The 17,183-nt window shown below is 56.2% G+C and carries 15 protein-coding genes; 10 read left to right on the top strand and 5 right to left on the bottom strand.

All coding sequences use genetic code 11. The annotated features are described in order from the left end of the window. Window positions 1–13: 13 nt before the first annotated feature. Window positions 14–715 carry a GNAT family N-acetyltransferase gene (locus KGP17_RS10945; protein WP_223499296.1) on the bottom strand — a complete coding sequence of 234 codons (702 nt, stop codon included), beginning with the start codon at window positions 713–715 and terminating at the stop codon, window positions 14–16. 359 nt (window positions 716–1,074) lie between these two features. Here KGP17_RS10945 and KGP17_RS10940 point away from each other — a divergent pair, with 359 nt between their 5' ends. From KGP17_RS10940 to KGP17_RS10925, 4 genes are all read left to right on the top strand, one after another. Beyond that, window positions 1,075–1,794, top strand: coding sequence for a gluconate 2-dehydrogenase subunit 3 family protein (locus KGP17_RS10940; RefSeq protein ID WP_223499295.1), 720 nt, complete (start codon window positions 1,075–1,077; stop codon window positions 1,792–1,794). Further along, a complete protein-coding gene (locus KGP17_RS10935; RefSeq protein WP_223499294.1) occupies window positions 1,795–3,573 on the top strand; it encodes a GMC family oxidoreductase in 1,779 nt (592 codons plus the stop codon). 17 nt (window positions 3,574–3,590) lie between these two features. Continuing rightward, window positions 3,591–4,859: a cytochrome c gene (locus KGP17_RS10930; RefSeq protein ID WP_223499293.1), complete on the top strand. Its 1,269-nt coding sequence runs from the start codon at window positions 3,591–3,593 to the stop codon at window positions 4,857–4,859. Between the two features lie 129 nt (window positions 4,860–4,988). After that, a complete protein-coding gene (locus KGP17_RS10925; protein ID WP_209527567.1) occupies window positions 4,989–5,753 on the top strand; it encodes a GntR family transcriptional regulator in 765 nt (254 codons plus the stop codon). On the opposite strand, the gene KGP17_RS10920 is transcribed toward KGP17_RS10925, so the two are convergent. Genes KGP17_RS10920 through KGP17_RS10910 form a run of 3 tightly spaced genes read right to left on the bottom strand, consistent with a single transcriptional unit; the run spans window position 5,740 to window position 9,032 of the window. Beyond that, a complete protein-coding gene (locus tag KGP17_RS10920; protein ID WP_223499292.1) occupies window positions 5,740–6,714 on the bottom strand; it encodes a PfkB family carbohydrate kinase in 975 nt (324 codons plus the stop codon). The genes KGP17_RS10925 and KGP17_RS10920 overlap by 14 nt on opposite strands. Continuing rightward, complete coding sequence (locus KGP17_RS10915; RefSeq protein WP_094981840.1) at window positions 6,711–7,730, bottom strand: ADP-ribosylglycohydrolase family protein; 1,020 nt, start codon at window positions 7,728–7,730, stop codon at window positions 6,711–6,713. The genes KGP17_RS10920 and KGP17_RS10915 overlap by 4 nt, the downstream gene beginning before the upstream one ends. A 51-nt stretch (window positions 7,731–7,781) precedes the next feature. Continuing rightward, the gene (locus tag KGP17_RS10910) at window positions 7,782–9,032 is read right to left on the bottom strand and encodes a nucleoside permease (protein WP_059200572.1); all 1,251 of its coding nucleotides are present in this window, start codon (window positions 9,030–9,032) and stop codon (window positions 7,782–7,784) included. Between the two features lie 352 nt (window positions 9,033–9,384). On the opposite strand from KGP17_RS10910, the gene phoP reads away from it, so the two are divergent. The 3 genes from phoP to KGP17_RS10895 all read left to right on the top strand — a co-directional run bounded on the left by phoP (window position 9,385) and on the right by KGP17_RS10895 (window position 12,721). Next, the gene (phoP, locus tag KGP17_RS10905) at window positions 9,385–10,056 is read left to right on the top strand and encodes a two-component system response regulator PhoP (RefSeq protein ID WP_021804688.1); all 672 of its coding nucleotides are present in this window, start codon (window positions 9,385–9,387) and stop codon (window positions 10,054–10,056) included. Window positions 10,057–10,061: 5 nt separating this feature from the next. Next, entirely contained in the window at window positions 10,062–11,519 is a 1,458-nt protein-coding gene (phoQ, locus tag KGP17_RS10900; RefSeq protein WP_223499291.1) for a two-component system sensor histidine kinase PhoQ, read from the top strand. Window positions 11,520–11,599: 80 nt separating this feature from the next. After that, on the top strand, window positions 11,600–12,721 hold the full coding sequence (locus KGP17_RS10895) for a cupin domain-containing protein (protein ID WP_223499290.1): 1,122 nt from the start codon (window positions 11,600–11,602) through the stop codon (window positions 12,719–12,721). A gap of 55 nt (window positions 12,722–12,776) precedes the next feature. On the opposite strand, the gene pepT is transcribed toward KGP17_RS10895, so the two are convergent. After that, entirely contained in the window at window positions 12,777–14,009 is a 1,233-nt protein-coding gene (pepT, locus tag KGP17_RS10890; RefSeq protein WP_223499289.1) for a peptidase T, read from the bottom strand. A 333-nt stretch (window positions 14,010–14,342) separates the two neighbouring features. Between pepT and potA the strand changes: the two genes are divergently transcribed. The 3 genes from potA to potC are packed head-to-tail and all read left to right on the top strand — an operon-like array spanning window position 14,343 to window position 17,066. Beyond that, window positions 14,343–15,449 carry a spermidine/putrescine ABC transporter ATP-binding protein PotA gene (gene potA, locus KGP17_RS10885; protein ID WP_059200571.1) on the top strand — a complete coding sequence of 369 codons (1,107 nt, stop codon included), beginning with the start codon at window positions 14,343–14,345 and terminating at the stop codon, window positions 15,447–15,449. After that, window positions 15,433–16,293 carry a spermidine/putrescine ABC transporter permease PotB gene (gene potB / locus KGP17_RS10880; RefSeq protein ID WP_021804692.1) on the top strand — a complete coding sequence of 287 codons (861 nt, stop codon included), beginning with the start codon at window positions 15,433–15,435 and terminating at the stop codon, window positions 16,291–16,293. The genes potA and potB overlap by 17 nt, the downstream gene beginning before the upstream one ends. Further along, entirely contained in the window at window positions 16,290–17,066 is a 777-nt protein-coding gene (potC, locus tag KGP17_RS10875) for a spermidine/putrescine ABC transporter permease PotC (RefSeq protein WP_021804693.1), read from the top strand. Before potB ends, potC begins: the two co-directional genes overlap by 4 nt. The last annotated feature ends 117 nt before the right edge of the window (window positions 17,067–17,183 follow it).

Below are 17,183 nucleotides of genomic sequence, written 5' to 3'. Positions count from 1 at the left end.
CGCCCCCTACATATCAAGGCATAAACGCCTGCAAACGCTGTATCTGCTGGCCATCGGAGCCAAAATTTTCGTCAGCCAGCCAACCTTCGAACGCACTACGCATCTGCGGCCAGTTTTGGTCGATCATGGCGAACCAGTCGGTATCCCGGTTGCGGCCCTTGATGACCAATGCCTGCATAAAACGCCCTTCGTAGTGGAAACCAAAGCGAAGTGCCGCCTGCCTAGAAGGCGCATTCAGGCTATCGCATTTCCATTCACAACGGCGATAGCCCAACTCGTCAAAGGTGTGGCGCAACATCAGGTAAATCGCCTCGGTGGCGCAGGAGCGCTGCTTCATCAGCGGTGACCAACAGACGTGGCCAATTTCCAACACGCCGCTAGCCTCTTCAATCCGCATAAAGGCCACCGTGCCGACGGGCAGATCGGTGGCTAAATCGAACACCACCAGATTCACCAATGCCGGGTTGGCCTGCAGGTTTTCCAGATGCGCACGCAGTTCCTGCGGGCTTTCAGGCCGCTCCCTCATCAGGTAAGTCCAGTCACGTCCATCTGGCGCAAGCTGGTAAGCCGCAAATAGCGCGGCAAAGTCCCGCTCGGCGTCCAACATCGCGAGGCGGCAAAATTTGCCCGTCAGCGTCACCTCCTGCGGCCGTGGCAAGGCATGCCATTGCGCCAAGGGTTCGCCCACCGGCTGACCATATTGATTTATCGCCATAAAAGTATTCCGTCTGGTTGCTGCAAAAGTAGGTTCTCCGCAACAGCATATACCGATGCCAGATCGCAGCATACAGACCAATTAACCCCAGCGACTAGACCAATCACCAATCGCCTGTTAAGGGCATAAGTCAAGGTAAATTGTTAATGAAATGATCTAAATCAAAAACAATGTGAAGAAAATGTTTTGAAACAGATGCTTTATTGTTTGTTTTAGCTGCCAAGACTTAAACTTGAATCACCATACCAGTAGCTTGCTAATCATTATTGGTCATGGAATAGCAACTCCCTCTGCCCGTTTTTACGGCCCAAGACTGCGGCCACGCGGGCATTTCTGTGAAACATATTCAAGGTGGAATTATGTCTCGACAGCACTCTCCAGAACCGCCTCGGCGGAACTTTCTAAAGAAAACGCTAGCACTAATACCGCTGGCAGCCGCTGGAGGTACCGGCGTTCTGACGATGACGCCCATGCCAGCCTCGGCGGCGGGTGTCTCCTCTCACTATGTTCCCGCTTATTTCAATAACGAGGAATGGCGCTTCCTGCTGGCGGCTTGTGATCGACTGATCCCCAGCGATAGCAATGGCCCCGGTGCCGTCGAAGAAGGCGTGCCGATTTTTATCGATAAGCAGATGGAAACGCCTTATGGCCACGGTGGCCTGTGGTATATGCACCCGCCGTTTGTCCCTTCGGCCCCCGAACTGGGTTATCAGTCCAAACTGACGCCGCGTGATACCTACCGTATTGGCATTCGAGGCCTCAATGCGCACTGCCAGCAGCAGTACCAGAAAGCCTTTGCAGACTTGGAACATTGCCAGCAAGAACAAATCCTGACGGCGCTGGAGAAAGGTGAGCTGGATTCCGAAGCCCTGCCCGGTCAAGCCTTTTTCAGCCAACTGCTGCAAAACACCAAAGAGGGTTATCTGGCCGATCCGCAGCACGGCGGTAACCAGTCGATGGCCTCATGGAAACTGATCGGTTTCCCTGGTGCGCGGGCGGATTACACCGACTGGGTCGATCATCCTAATCAGGCCTATCCCCTTGGCCCGGTAAGTATCTCCAGCAAAAGGAATGCATAAATGAGCACGATAAAAAAGCCACCGGTAGACGTGGTGATTGTCGGATTTGGCTGGACCGGTGCCATTATGGGCATGGAACTGACCGAAACCGGCCTGAGCGTATTGGCACTGGAGCGCGGTGAGCAGCGCGATACTTACCCTGATTTTGCCTATCCACGGATTGCCGACGAATTGACCTATGGCATCCGTCTGAAACTGGAGCAGGAGATGGCGCACGAGACCGTCACCGTGCGCCACACGCCAGCGGATTTCGCCGTGCCTTATCGTCAGCTTGGATCCTTTTTGCCCGGCAACGGCGTTGGCGGTGCAGGCGTCCACTGGAACGGCATGCACTGGCGCGCCCTGCCCGCCGATCTGAAAATGCGTACGACGGTGACAGAAAAGTATGGCGACAAATGGGTGCCCGAAGGCATGTTGTTGCAGGATTACCCTCTCAGTTACACCGAGCTGGAGCCTTACTTCGATAAGTTCGAGAAGGTCTGTGGCACCGCAGGCAAGGCCGGTAACCTGCAAGGCAACATCATCAAAGGCGGCAACCCGTTCGAAGGGCCACGCACCAGCGAATATCCCACTGCACCCCTCAAGCAGCTCTATTCCGGTTCGCTGTTTGGCAAGGCGGCCGAGTCGCTCGGCTATCACCCGTTCAGCATTCCAGCAGCCAACTGCTCGGAGCCTTATACCAATCCCTACGGCGTGCAACTCGGCCCCTGTAACTACTGCGGTTACTGTGAGCGCTTCGGCTGCTTTATGTATTCCAAGGCCTCACCACAGACCACCATTCTGCCGGTGCTGATGAAGCGGAAAAACTTTGAATTGCGCACTCAGTCGCAGGTCATCAAGGTCAATTTGGACAGCAGTGGCAAAAAGGCCACCGGCGTCACCTATGTCGATGCCCAGGGCCAACAGATTGAACAACCGGCGGATCTGGTGATCCTCAGCGCCTTCCAACTGCACAACGTGCGTCTGTTGTTGCTCTCCGGCATCGGTAAACCTTATGACCCCGTCACCGGCGAAGGAGTTGTCGGCAAGAACTACGCCTATCAGATGAACAGCGGCATTTCGCTGTTTTACGATAAGGACACCCACTTCAACCCGTTTATCGGAGCCGGAGCCGCGGGCACGGTGATCGACGATCTCAACTCGGAAAACTTCGATCACGGCGCGCTGGGCTTTATCGGCGGCGCCTATATTTCCGCCACCCGCACCGGTGGCCGCCCGATCCAACAGATGTCGTTACCGTCGGGGACCCCCACCTGGGGCAGTGGCTGGAAACAAGGTATCAAAGATAATTATCAGCACTCGATGAGCATTGGCTCTGAAGGCTCAGTGATGCCCTATCGCGACTGCTATCTCGATCTCGATCCCACCTATCGGGATGCCTATGGGCTACCGCTGCTGCGCATGACCTTCGACTGGAAGGCTAACGAGATCAAGATGACCCAGCACATTACCAGCAAGATGGCGAACATCGCCAAAGCCATGGAGCCGAAGCAGATGGCGATTTCGGTGATGGGCAGCGGTTCGCACTATGACGTGCGCCCGTATCAATCCACCCACACTACCGGCGGGGCAATCACCGGCGACAACCCAAAAACCAGCGTGGTGAACAAGTATCTGCAATGCTGGGACGTGCCCAACGTGTTTGTCACCGGCGCCTGCGCCTTCCCGCAGAACCTGGCTTATAACCCCACCGGGATCGTCGGTGCGCTGGCCTATTATTCAGCAGAAGCGATCCGTAATCAGTATCTGAACAACCCCGGCCCGTTGGTTCAGGCCTGATACGCAAGGAGAAGACGATGAAAGGATTACCCCCCTCGCTGCTGGCCTTGCTGGTATTAAGCGCCAGCGCTCTGGCCGCCGAGGATACCCACCAGGTCGGGCAAATCGCTCATGGCGAATATCTGGCCCGCGCCGGTGACTGTGCCGCCTGCCATACCGCGCCAGGTGGCATGGCGTTCGCCGGTGGGCTGAAGATGACCACCCCGGTTGGTGCGATCTATTCCACCAATATCACCCCAGACAAAACCACCGGGATCGGTGCCTACGATCTACAGGAGTTTGCCGACGCCCTGCGTAAAGGCATTAGGCGCGATGGCACTCGGCTCTACCCGGCCATGCCCTATCCCTCTTTCGCCAAAATCAATGATGAGGATATACGCGATCTGTATCTCTACTTCACCCGACGGGTAACGCCGGTGGTGCAGCAGAACAAGGCTAGCGATATCCCATGGCCGCTGAATATGCGCTGGCCGTTGGCGATGTGGGACGGCATATTCCGCGAGGATGGCGCCTATCAGCCAGACGCTAACCAAAGCGCACAATGGAACCGTGGGGCCTATCTGGTACAAGGATTGGGCCACTGCGGCAGTTGCCATACGCCACGCGGCACTGGCTTCCAGGAGAAGGCGCTGAACCAGACGGATGACGACTATCTGAGCGGCGGGACGCTGGAGGGTTGGCACGCCGCCAGCCTGCGTGGCGATGCAATCAGCGGGTTGGGTAGTTGGAACGCGGCAGATCTGACTCGTTTCCTGAAAACCGGCCACAGCGACAGATTTGCCGCCTTTGGCTCCATGGTAGACGTGGTACAAGACAGCACTCAGCACCTGAGCGACGAGGATTTGCAGGCGATCGCCGCCTATCTGAAATCGCTACCTGCGGGGGATGAGCAGAAAACGCCAACGGCCAACCAGCCGCTGGCACTCTACAGCACCGACCAAGGCAACCCAGGCGGGCAGGCTTATCTGGACAACTGCGCCGCCTGCCACCGCAGCGATGGCCAGGGCTATCGCAATACCTTCCCACAGTTGGCCCATAATCCGGCGTTGCTGGCGGAAGACCCTGCTTCGGTGATCAGCATCATTCTGCATGGTTCACGTACGCCGATGACTTTAGACGCCCCTACCGGGCTAACCATGCCGGACTTTGGCTGGCGTCTGAGCGACCAGCAGGTGGCCCAGATAGCCACTTTTGTACGCACAAGTTGGGGGAATAACGCCGCTCCAGTCACCGCCGATCAGGTCAAAGAAATACGGGAGAGCAGCGCCACCAAACCTTCTCAGTAGTAAATACCACAACGGGCCTGGTCTGCCAGGCCCAACCATTTCCACCGATCTCACCGTGCACGGTTGCACCGCCCGGCGAAATCACCTTAAATAAGCTATCGCATTGAGGCTACAGGATTTCGGTCGACTATGAGCACGGATCCCAACCAGCGCCTGCTGGACAAACTGCAACAAGATCTGACCAGCGCTGGCGCTATGCCGCTCTACCTGCGCTTTAACGAATCGGTACGGCAGGCCATTGAGCTTGGCGTATTGAGCCAGGGGGATTTTCTGCCCAGTGAGCGCCATTTCACCGAACGGCTGGGGATCTCGCGCATTACGGTACGCAAAGCCCTTGCCTGCCTGGAGCAGGACGGCATTATCGGCCGCTCGCGGGGCTATGGCACCTTCATTCAAAATACCGTGGCTCAACCTAAACTGGCCTATTCGTTGGCGGATGTGAAAGGCTTTTCACGCGAAGTGATGCTGCAAGGCCGTAAACCGGACACCATGTGGATCAGCCGTGAGCAAATCCCGGCGGATAGCACACTGGCCGAGAAGTTGTCGCTGGCCGAGCATACGCCAGTGTACAAACTCAAACGTATTCACTTTATCGATCAGCGCCCCATGTCGGTGGCGGTGTCTTATGTGGTGGCGGAGGCGATAGCCAACGTTGATGATATTGGCGTTTCTCTGTATGACTACTTCCGTTTGAACAACGTGGAGTTGGGATCGCTGCGTAGCCAGGTCAGCGCCGCCATGAGCGACGGTGAAACCCTGCAAGCGCTGCAGTTAAAAGAACCTATGCCGCTGCTGATCATCAAGCAAACGCTGTTCGACAACCGGAAAAAACCGATCGAATACAGCGAAAGCTTCTGCCGCAGCGACATGTACGAGTTTATCAGCGAGGATTGAGTTCCTCGCTGGCCAGGAGCTGGGCCAGGGTTGGCGCACAATCCCCACCGGCCTGCGATACCACGTAACCGGCGATGCTATTGGCTAGCGTCATGCTTTGGCGGGCGGTCAGGCCCAGTGCCAGCCCGGCTAGCAAACCGGCGCTGTGGCTATCGCCAGCACCAATGCTGTCTACCACTTTGACCTGACGAGCGGCGATCCAGCCTTGATCGTCCGGCCCGGCAAAGTAATATCCGCCTTCCCCGCCGCAGCGCACAACCACCAGTTGCCCGGTGGTTGACCATAACCGCTGGCAAAAACCGGCAATATCTTCCTGCATGCCAAGGTGCTGAGCTTCACGCTGGTTTAGCGTCAGGATCACCCCAGGGCGGATCAGGCGTTGCAACAGGCTCTGCGCCATCACGTCAATGCGCGGGCCAATATCCAGCACCACCCGCACCTGTTCGGGCAGGCGTAACAGCCAATCCACCAGCACGTGGCCCTGCCGGGCACCCAGTTGATAACCGGAAAGGTAAACCAGCCCGCTTTGTGGCGTCGCGTCTGCCAACCACTCAGGCTGCCACTGGTTCTCAATGCCATCGATAGAGATAAAGGTACGCTCTCCGTCCGGCTCGACCAGCGCCAAACACCAGCCGTTATCCTCACCACCCACTTGCAGATCGGAACTCACGCCGCGCTGCACCATCTCGTTACGCAAACGCTCTGCCCACACGCCTTCTCCCACCGGCAGCAGATTGCGGCTGGTAATGCCCAACTGGCGCAGAGCCACGGCGATATTCAGCGCGCAGCCCCCTAAATGCAGCCCCTGCATCTGGGCCGACACGTCGCCACCGCGCACTGGCAAGGCATCGGCGCTCACCACCATATCCATCACCGCTGCGCCAAGCACCGTCACCGGGCACTGCTGATGCCAGCCGCCTTGGGTCAGCGTCTGCAATAACTCGCGTCTTTCGTTACTCATGAGCCCTCCTGCCAGCGCTGGCGGAAACGGAGAAAGGCCTGCGCGTAGTGGTTGATATCCAGCGGATTCACCCGCTTTAATTCTGCCAACATAGCCATGTCAAACGCGTCGATACCGTTCAGGGCACCGCAGATCGCCGTTGCCATCGCGCCAATGGTGTCGGTATCACCGCCCAGGTTGGCGCACAGGATCGCACAGCGGGTAGGGTCGGTTTGCGCCAGTTCGACCATCGCCAACGCGGCCGGCACGGATTCTATGGTACTGACCCCTGCGCCAACCAGCTGGTAGACCCGTTCTGAGGCCTGCTCGGTACCGCCAGCCTGTTCGACTACCTGGAAGGCCAGTTCGATACGCGCCGCTAAAGAAGCGCTGAAGGTGGTGCTCTGGCGGCGCTGAGCGTAATCTGCCACTCCCGGCAATGCCAGACGGATCTCTGCCCAACTGGCCCCTTCGACCGCCTTGGCAACTGCCCAGGCAATCACCACCGCACCGGCAACCGCGATATCGGATTTATGCGTCGGGCTGGAGGCCAGCCAAACCTGCTGGCAAAACTGCTCCAACGGCGCAGAAGGCAGCACACAACCCAACGGGGAAACCCGCATCGCCGCGCCGTTGGTCACACCGTTGTTTTCCAAATCGCTAATCGGCGTGCCCTTCTTCTGCTCCCCCAGTGCCAGTTTGGAACTCGGACCAAGGATGTTTTTGTTGAAGGCGTCAAAACTATCGACCCAGCGGATCACGTTGCGGGCAATCAACTCCGGAACCACTTCACCATCGGCCTCGATCAACGCGTCGGCAAGCGCCAGAGCCATCGAGGTATCATCGGTATACTGCGCTGCCGTGAAATAGCAGGCGGCGCTGTTCTCTGCCGGGCCGTCGAGGAAGCGGTCGATCCAGCCAAAGTGGCGCTTAACCCGCTCACGCGGCCACAGCTCGGAAGGCATGCCGAGCGCGTCGCCCAGCATTTGGCCATAAAGTGCGCCCACCACGCGTTGTTCCTGGGTTAACTGCTTCATCTTTTTCTCCTGAATTTTTACCTTGCCGGGCAACACGCCCGGCGCAACGAATTAAGACCGTGCTACGTCAATCGGGGTGATGTTGTCGCTGCGTTCACGGAAGAACAGCAGGAACAGCAGCATGACGCCCACCACCATCACCGCACCAACGCCCCACACGGCGAACCAGTCAAACGTCATACCGTCTCGCGGCTGTTCGAGGGCGAAAGTGGTCATTGCACGGCCCCCGAGCCAGTTACCGATAAAGCTGCCCAACCCTTGGCAAATCAGGGTGATCAGGCCTTGAGCGGCGGTACGCATATGCGGCGGCGCTTTTTTGTCGACGTAGATATAGCCGGTCACGAAATAGAAATCGTAGCTGACGCCGTGCAGCAAAATGCCCAGGAACAGCATGCTGTAGGCCCAGACGTCGGCGGTGCCGCCGTAGATAAAGAATACATAGCGGATTGCTGCGGTCACAAATCCCAGCAGCAGCACCTTTTTGATGCCGTAACGCTTGAGCAGCAACGGTAGCGCCAGCATGGCGAAGATTTCCGAAACCTGCCCCAGCGTCATCCAGCCGGTGGCATTTGGCAGCCCAACCTGCGTCAGATAGCCATTGGCAAACTGGTAGTAAAACGCCAACGGCATACAGAACAGAAACGAGCACAGGGCGAAGGTAGCAAATGATCGGTCCTTCAGCAGGCCAAGCGCATTCAGGCCCAGCAACGCCTTGATATCCACCGGGCCAGAGCCTTTGGCTGGCGTATTGGGCAGCACAAAGCTGTACAAACCGAGCGCGATCGAGGCCACACCGGTAATGATTAACGGCAGGTTGCTATCGGAAATATTGCCTAACCCCAGCAGCGGCGGCAGCATAAAGCCCACCACCAGACCGGAGGCAATCCAACCCAAGGTGCCCAGTACTCGGATGCGCGGGAACTCTTTTTCGGTATCGGTAATGTTGGCAAAGGCGATGCTGTTGGTCAGCGCCACGGTCGGCATATAGGTGATGGCATAAATCACCAGCAGCGGGAAGAAGGTGGCAAAGGTGGTTTGCCAGGCGATGATAAACATCAGCACCCCGCCAGCCAGATGCAACCAACCCAAGACTTTTTGCGCGGCGAAGTAGCGATCGGCAATAACACCAACCAGCACCGGCGAGAGGATTGCCGCAATCGCCGTACTGCTGTACGACCAGGCAATTTCACCCGGCGTAAAACCCAGCTTGTTGAGGTATTGCCATAGGGGAACAAACCACGCTCCCCAGATAAACCACTCGATAAACATCATGACAGACAGCTTCAGATGAGGACGTTTCATTATTATGTATCCTTGCTGGCTACCTTCCCGGCATCGGCTCGGGAAAGCGGTGTAGGGTTCCTGGTATTAGTATCATCACGATACCTATATAATACCTTAATGATACCTTTAATCCTTTGCAGCGATCCTGCTCACACTTCAGGCAGTCAGCTTTGTTTAAGTTTTGTTTACCTTTGGCACTGCGCTGTTTATCCTGCGTTTATCAGCCATTGCCGATAATCAATGGATGACAGAATTAAACGATCAGGGAATGGTCAGCTAATGCGCGTTACCACAACGTGGCCAACAGCGTGTAACCTTTTCAGTGTGGGTGCCTGGAGTTGCACCCGCCTAAACAACAGGAGTCTGTACCATGCGAGTACTGGTTGTTGAAGACAATGGCCTATTGCGCCACCATCTTAGTGTGCAAATGCGTGAAATGGGGCATCAGGTTGATGCCGCAGAAGATGCCAAAGAAGCTGACTATTTTCTGCAGGAACATGCGCCTGATATCGCCATTGTCGATCTCGGGTTGCCGGGTGAAGATGGCCTGAGCCTGATCCGCCGTTGGCGTGCCAACCAGATGAAGTTGCCGATCCTGGTACTGACCGCCCGTGAAAGCTGGCAGGATAAGGTGGCGGTGCTGGAAGCCGGTGCCGATGATTACGTCACCAAGCCCTTCCACCTGGAAGAAGTGATTGCCCGCATGCAGGCCTTGATGCGCCGCAATAGCGGCCTGGCTTCACAGGTGATCGTACTGCCACCGTTCCAGATCGACCTCTCACGCCGTGAGCTGAGCGTCAACGAACAGCAAATCAAACTGACGGCCTTTGAGTACACCATTATCGAAACGTTGATCCGTAACGCGGGTAAAGTGGTCAGTAAAGATTCATTGATGTTGCAACTCTACCCGGATGCCGAACTGCGCGAAAGCCACACCATCGACGTATTAATGGGCCGCCTGCGTAAAAAACTACAGGCCGAATACCCACAGGAAGTGATCACCACCGTACGTGGTCAGGGCTACCGTTTCGATGCCAAGTGAGCATAATGTTCAACAGAGATAAAAAGCCTTTCTCACTGCGCGCCCGCTTTCTGATGGCCACCGCCGGGGTGATCCTGGCGCTGTCGCTGTCCTACGGGCTGGTTGCGGTCGTCGGCTATATCGTCAGCTTTGATAAAACCGCCTTCCGCCTGCTGCGCGGTGAGAGCAACCTGTTCTTCAGCCTGGCGCAGTGGAAAGACCAGAAGTTGACCATTGCCATCCCGCCCGATCTCGATCTCAACTCCCCAACGCTGGTGTTTATCTACGACGAAAAAGGCAACCTGTTGTGGAGCCAGCGCTCGGTGCCGGAGCTGGAAAAACGGATCCAGAAAGAGTGGCTGGAAGAGTCCGGTTTCTATGAGATAGACACCGATACCCGCATCAGTAGCGAAGTGCTGGGCGACAATCCCAAAGCCCAGGATCAGCTGAAAGACTATGACGATACCGACCATGAGGCGTTAACCCACTCGGTGGCCGTCAATACCTATGCCGCCACCCCACGCCTGCCCGCCTTGAGCATCGTGGTGGTCGACAGCATTCCGCAGGAGCTGCAACGCTCGGACGTGGTGTGGGAATGGTTCAGCTACGTTCTGCTGGCCAATCTGCTACTGGTCGTACCTCTGCTCTGGCTAGCTGCGTATTGGAGTTTGCGGCCGATCAAGGCGCTGATAACCCAGGTGGGTGAATTGGAAAACGGCGAGCGCGAGCAACTGGATGAAAATCCCCCCAGTGAACTACGTGGCTTGGTACGGAACCTGAATATCCTGGTGCGCAACGAGCGCCAGCGCTACACAAAATACCGTACAACGCTGTCCGATCTCACCCACAGCCTGAAAACCCCGCTGGCGGTATTGCAGACCACCCTGCGCTCGCTGCGTTCCAGCAAGCAGACCACCATCGAAGAGGTCGAGCCGATCATGCTCGAGCAGATTAGCCGTATCTCGCAACAGATTGGTTATTACCTGCATCGGGCCAGCATCAACTCTGGTCAAACCGTGCTGACCCGCGAGATCCATTCGGTTTCTGCCCTGCTCGACAGCCTGAGCGTGGCACTGAACAAGGTCTATCAGCGTAAAGGGGTAGTCATCACTCTCGATATCTCACCAGAAGTCACCTTTGTGGGCGAGAAAAACGACTTTATGGAGGTGATGGGCAACGTGCTGGAGAACGCCTGTAAATATTGCCTTGAGTTTGTGGAGATCACCTCGCTGCACTCGGACAAATACCTGACGATCGTCATTGATGACGACGGCCCCGGCATCCCCGAAAGCAAGCGTGAGCTGATCTTCCAACGCGGCCAACGCGTCGATACTCTGCGCCCCGGCCAGGGGATTGGCCTGTCGGTCGCCGCCGAGATCATCGAGCAATATGACGGCCAAATTACCATCAGCGACAGCCCGCTGGGTGGAGCACGGATGGAGGTCACCTTCTCCCGCCAGCACGACTCCCACCATCACGATTAAATTCTCTCGCTCAGGCCCCGATCCACGGGGCCTAACTTCCGTTATAATCCCTGCAGGCTCACTCTATCCTGGAATAGAACATGGATTACCAATTAGATCTCGACTGGAACGACTTTTTGCAACGCTATTGGCAAAAGCGTCCGGTAATTATCAAGCGTGGTTTTAACAACTTTATCGATCCGATTTCCCCGGATGAGCTGGCCGGGTTGGCTATGGAAAACGAGGTGGACAGCCGCCTGGTGAGCCATCAGGAAGGTCGCTGGCAGGTTGGCCACGGCCCGTTTGAAAGTTTCGACCATCTGGGCGAGAACAACTGGTCATTGCTGGTGCAGGCCGTAGATCACTGGCATCAGCCTTCCAGTGCGCTGATGCAACCGTTCCGTAAGCTGCCAGACTGGCGCATGGACGATCTGATGATTTCGTTCTCGGTGCCGGGCGGCGGCGTTGGCCCGCATCTCGATCAATACGACGTGTTCATCATCCAGGGTACTGGCCGCCGCCGTTGGCGCGTGGGCGAAAAAGTGCCGATGAAGCAGCACTGCCCGCACCCTGACCTGTTACAGGTTGAGCCGTTCGACGCCATCATTGACGAAGAGATGGAGCCTGGCGATATTCTGTATATCCCACCGGGATTACCGCACGAAGGCTACTCGCTGGAAAATTCGCTCAACTATTCCGTCGGCTTCCGCGCACCGAATGGCCGCGAGATGGTGAGTGGCTATGCCGACTATGTGCTCGCGCGCGAGTTAGGCAGCAAACGTTACTCCGATCCGGATATCGCGCTGCGCGATCATCCGGCGATGGTTCTCCCCCATGAGGTCGATGCGCTGCGTGGGATGATCCTGGAGCTGGTGCAGCAACCGGAGCACTTCCAGAACTGGTTTGGCGAGTTTATTTCTCAGTCGCGTCACGAGCTGGACATCGCGCCGCCAGAGCCGCCTTATCAGGCCGGTGAAATCTATGAGCTGCTGCAACAGGGTGAGCCATTACAACGTTTGGGTGGGTTGCGCGTGCTGCGCGTTGGCGACCAATGCTTTGTCAACGGTGAGCTAATCGACACCGAACATCTGCAAGCCGCCGATGCCCTGTGCCAGCACGCCAGCGTTGATGCCGCCTTGCTGGGCGACGCGGTGGACGACCCATCGTTCCTGGCCCTGCTGACGGCGTTGATTAACAGCGGTTACTGGTATTTTAACGACTAATCATAATGAGTGGGGGGCAAACTGGCCCCCTCACTCAATCTATTAACGCAAAAAACTACCGTTTAGCGCGCTCGGCACTCAGAGTGGCAATGCGCATGATCACCGCAACCGCCTGCTCCATCCCTTCCAGCGTAATAAACTCATGTTTGCCATGGAAGTTATAGCCACCGGTAAACAGGTTTGGACAAGGCAGCCCCTTGAAGGATAGCTGCGCGCCATCGGTACCACCGCGGATCGGCTTCATCACCGGCTCAATATCGCAGTCCCGCATCGCCTGCTGTGCCAGCTCGATCACATGAGGATGCTCGGCCACCTGCTCACGCATGTTGTAGTAATTATCTTCGATCGCCACCTCAATGTAGCAATCCCGTGGTAACCCACGGCCAACCTTTTGCGCAACTGCAATCATCTTGCGCTTGCGAGCCTCAAAGCCTTCACGCTCAAAATCCCGCAAGATGTAGTGCATCTCGGCACGTTCAACGTTTCCCTTGATGCTGTTGAGATGGTAAAAACCCTGATACCCCTCGGTATGCTCCGGTGTTTCCTCGGCCGGTAGCTCCTGTTGGAAACGGGTTGCCAACGACAGCGCGTTCACCATCACCCCTTTGGCACTGCCTGGATGGACGTTATTGCCGACGATTTTGACCGTCACCGCTGCTGCATTGAAGTTTTCAAACTCCAGTTCGCCCACCCCACCACCATCGACGGTGTAGGCCCACTCGGCATCGAACGCAGCAACATCAAAGAAATGCGCCCCTTTGCCCACCTCTTCATCCGGCGTGAACGCCACGCGGATATCGCCGTGAGGAATTTTTTGCTGCTTTAGCCGCGCCATCGCGGTCAAGATCTCGGCAATACCGGCTTTATCGTCGGCCCCCAACAGCGTTTTGCCGTCGGTGGTGATCAGCGTTTGCCCCAGCATCTGATGCAAGATCGGGAACATCACCGGCGATAACACTTCATCACCGATGCCCAAGGCAATGTCACCGCCGCGATAGTTTTCCACTATCTGCGGTGTCACATGCTTACCCGAAAAATCGGGTGAGGTATCAAGGTGAGAAATAAAGCCAATGGCCGGCACTGGCCAGCTCACATTGCCAGGCAGCGTGCCCATCACGCAGCCATGTTCGCTTAGCGATACCCGTTCAAACCCCAGCCCAATCATTTCCTGTTGCAACGCACGCGCCAGCTTCAGTTGCCCTTCGGTACTAGGCACATGTTTGACGTTCGCTTTAGCCTGTGTGTCAAATGAGACGTAGTTAAAAAAGCGATCTAGTAGTTTATCCATGGTTCCGCCCTCAGAATTTCGCGTTTCATTATGCGGAACCGATCCGGATCAAATATTGAGACAGGTCATTAATAATCAGATTTAACACAAATCATTAAAGCAAGTGATGGTTTAATAGGGTAACTACCGACGCAAAAATCGGCCAACGGGCATGACTTATAGGCGGTTTGGCTTTCAATTACCGGATTCAGCGTCTATCATGCGCCCTCTTAAATTTTTGATCGGCGCCGCTGGCTTTGAGCTTCAGTACCTGACGGGTCACTCCCGTAAGCTCGCGCAGTCTTTTCCAGCGGCGGTTCTATCTGCACCACCGTACGGGATAGAGACACTAAAATGACTGAACAATCCTCTTTGGTTACACTGAACGCCCTGAGTAAAAGCTTTGACGGCAAAGAGATCATCCGCGATCTCAACCTAAAGATTAACGATGGTGAATTCCTGACCCTGCTTGGCCCTTCCGGCTGCGGGAAAACTACCGTGCTGCGGTTGATTGCCGGGTTGGAAAATGCCGACCACGGGCAGATCGTGCTCGACGGGCAAGATATCACCGCTATTCCGGCCGAGCATCGGCACGTTAACACCGTGTTTCAAAGCTATGCCCTGTTCCCCCATATGACCGTGTTTGAAAATGTCGCCTTTGGCCTGCGCATGCAGAAAACCCCAGAGGCGGAGCTAACGCCGCGCGTGGAGGAAGCCCTGCGCATGGTGCAATTGGACGAGTTCGCTCAGCGCCGCCCGCATCAGCTGTCTGGTGGGCAACAGCAACGGGTCGCGATTGCCCGGGCCGTGGTGAATAAACCTAAACTGTTACTGCTCGACGAGTCGCTTTCGGCACTGGACTACAAGCTGCGCAAGCAGATGCAGAACGAGTTGAAGGCGCTACAGCGCCAATTGGGCATCACCTTTGTGTTCGTCACGCACGATCAGGAAGAGGCGCTGACCATGTCCGATCGGATTGTGGTGATGCGCGACGGGCGAATAGAACAGGACGGCACTCCACGGGAAATCTACGAGGAACCCAAGAACCTGTTTGTCGCCAGCTTTATCGGTGAGATCAATATCTTTGACGCGGTAGTGCTACATCGTATCGATCCGCAGCGGGTGCGCGCTCGTGTGGAAGGCCGCGAATGTGATATCTACGCCGATCTCCCGGTCGAGCCAGGGCAATCCCTGAAGGTTCTGCTGCGCCCGGAAGATCTGCGCGTCGAAGAGGTGAACGACAGCGAGCAGATAGATGGCCTGATCGGCTACGTGCGCGAACGCAACTATAAAGGCATGACGCTGGAGTCGGTGGTTGAACTGGAAAACGGTAAGATGGTGATGGTCAGCGAGTTCTTCAATGAAGACGATCCTGACTTTGACCACTCGTTAAACCAGAAGATGGCGATAACCTGGGTTGCAAGCTGGGAGGTAGTGCTGGCCGATGAAGAAATCGCGTAATTTGCTGCAAAACCTGGTGATCATCGGCACCGTCGGCTGGCTGGTGCTGTTTGTTTTTCTACCGAACCTGATGATCATCGGTACCAGTTTCCTCACCCGTGACGATGCCAATCTGGTGCAGATGGTGTTCACTCTGGATAATTATACCCGGCTGTTTGATCCCCTATACGGCCAGGTGATGCTGCACTCGCTGAACATGGCGGCGATCGCCACCTTGTGTTGCCTGCTGCTGGGTTATCCTTTTGCCTTTATTCTGGCTCGCCTGCCGCAAAGGCTGCGTCCGCTGCTGCTGTTCCTGCTGATTGTGCCCTTCTGGACCAACTCGCTGATCCGTATCTATGGCCTGAAGCTGTTTCTCAGCACTCGCGGCTATCTGAACGAGTTCCTGATGTGGGCCGGGATCATCGATACCCCGTTACGCATCATGTATACCTCTGGCGCCGTGGTGCTGGGGCTGGTCTACATCTTGCTGCCGTTTATGGTGATGCCGCTCTACTCCAGCCTGGAAAAGCTGGATAAATCCTGTCTGGAGGCAGCCCGCGATCTCGGGGCCAGCAAGCTGCAAACCTTTATCCGCATCATTATTCCGCTGACCATGCCAGGCATTATCGCCGGTTGCCTGTTGGTGCTGCTGCCCGCTATGGGGCTGTTCTACGTGGCCGACCTGATGGGCGGAGCCAAAAACCTGCTGATCGGTAACGTCATCAAAAGCCAGTTCCTGAATATCCGTGACTGGCCGTTTGGGGCCGCCACCAGCATTTGCCTGACGCTGGTGATGGGGCTGATGCTGTGGATCTATTACCGGGCCGCCAAGCTGCTGAACAAAAAGGGGGAGCTGGAATGATCGGACGCCTGTTGCGCGGTGGCTTTATGAGCCTGATTTACGCCTATCTCTATATTCCCATCGTGATCCTGATCGTTAACTCGTTTAACACCTCGCGCTTTGGCATCAACTGGCGGGGTTTTACCACCCACTGGTACAGCATGTTGATGAACAACGACAGCCTGTTGCAGGCCGCTGGGCATTCACTGACCATGGCGGTGCTGTCCGCCAGCTTTGCTACCATGATCGGCTCTTTGGCGGCGGTGGCATTGTATCGCTATCGTTTTCGTGGGAAACCCTTCGTCGGTGGCATGCTGTTTGTGGTGATGATGTCGCCGGATATCGTCATGGCCATCTCGCTGCTGGTGCTGTTTATGCTGCTAGGCGTCTCGTTGGGCTTCTGGTCGCTGTTATTTTCGCATATCACCTTCTGCCTGCCCTTTGTGGTGGTCACCGTCTATGCGCGTCTGAAGGGCTTTGACGTCAAGATGCTGGAAGCCGCACGCGATCTGGGTGCCAGCGAAATGGTGATCCTGCGCAAAATCATCCTGCCGTTGGCGATGCCCGCTGTCGCCGCCAGTTGGTTGCTAAGCTTCACGCTGTCGATGGATGATGTCGTGGTCTCTTCGTTCGTGACCGGGCCGAGCTACGAGATTTTGCCCTTGAAGATCTATTCGATGGTCAAGGTCGGCGTATCTCCTGAAGTGAACGCCCTGGCGACCATTCTGCTGGTGTTATCGCTAGCGCTGGTGCTCACCAGCCAACTGCTGCTGCGCGATCGGCAAAAACACTGATTTGCCAATGGGATGAGCGTCTTTACCCCGTTGGGTACGCCACTTATAATGGCCGCTCTCTGGGGTATGGCGCATCACGCTATACTGTAAAAACATGCACTGCTAAAGGATCCGCAC

This window comes from Serratia sp. JSRIV001, assembly GCF_019968745.1.
In the GTDB taxonomy this organism is placed as follows: domain Bacteria; phylum Pseudomonadota; class Gammaproteobacteria; order Enterobacterales; family Enterobacteriaceae; genus Chania; species Chania fonticola_B.
This window is presented reverse-complemented; position numbering and strand designations above follow the sequence as displayed.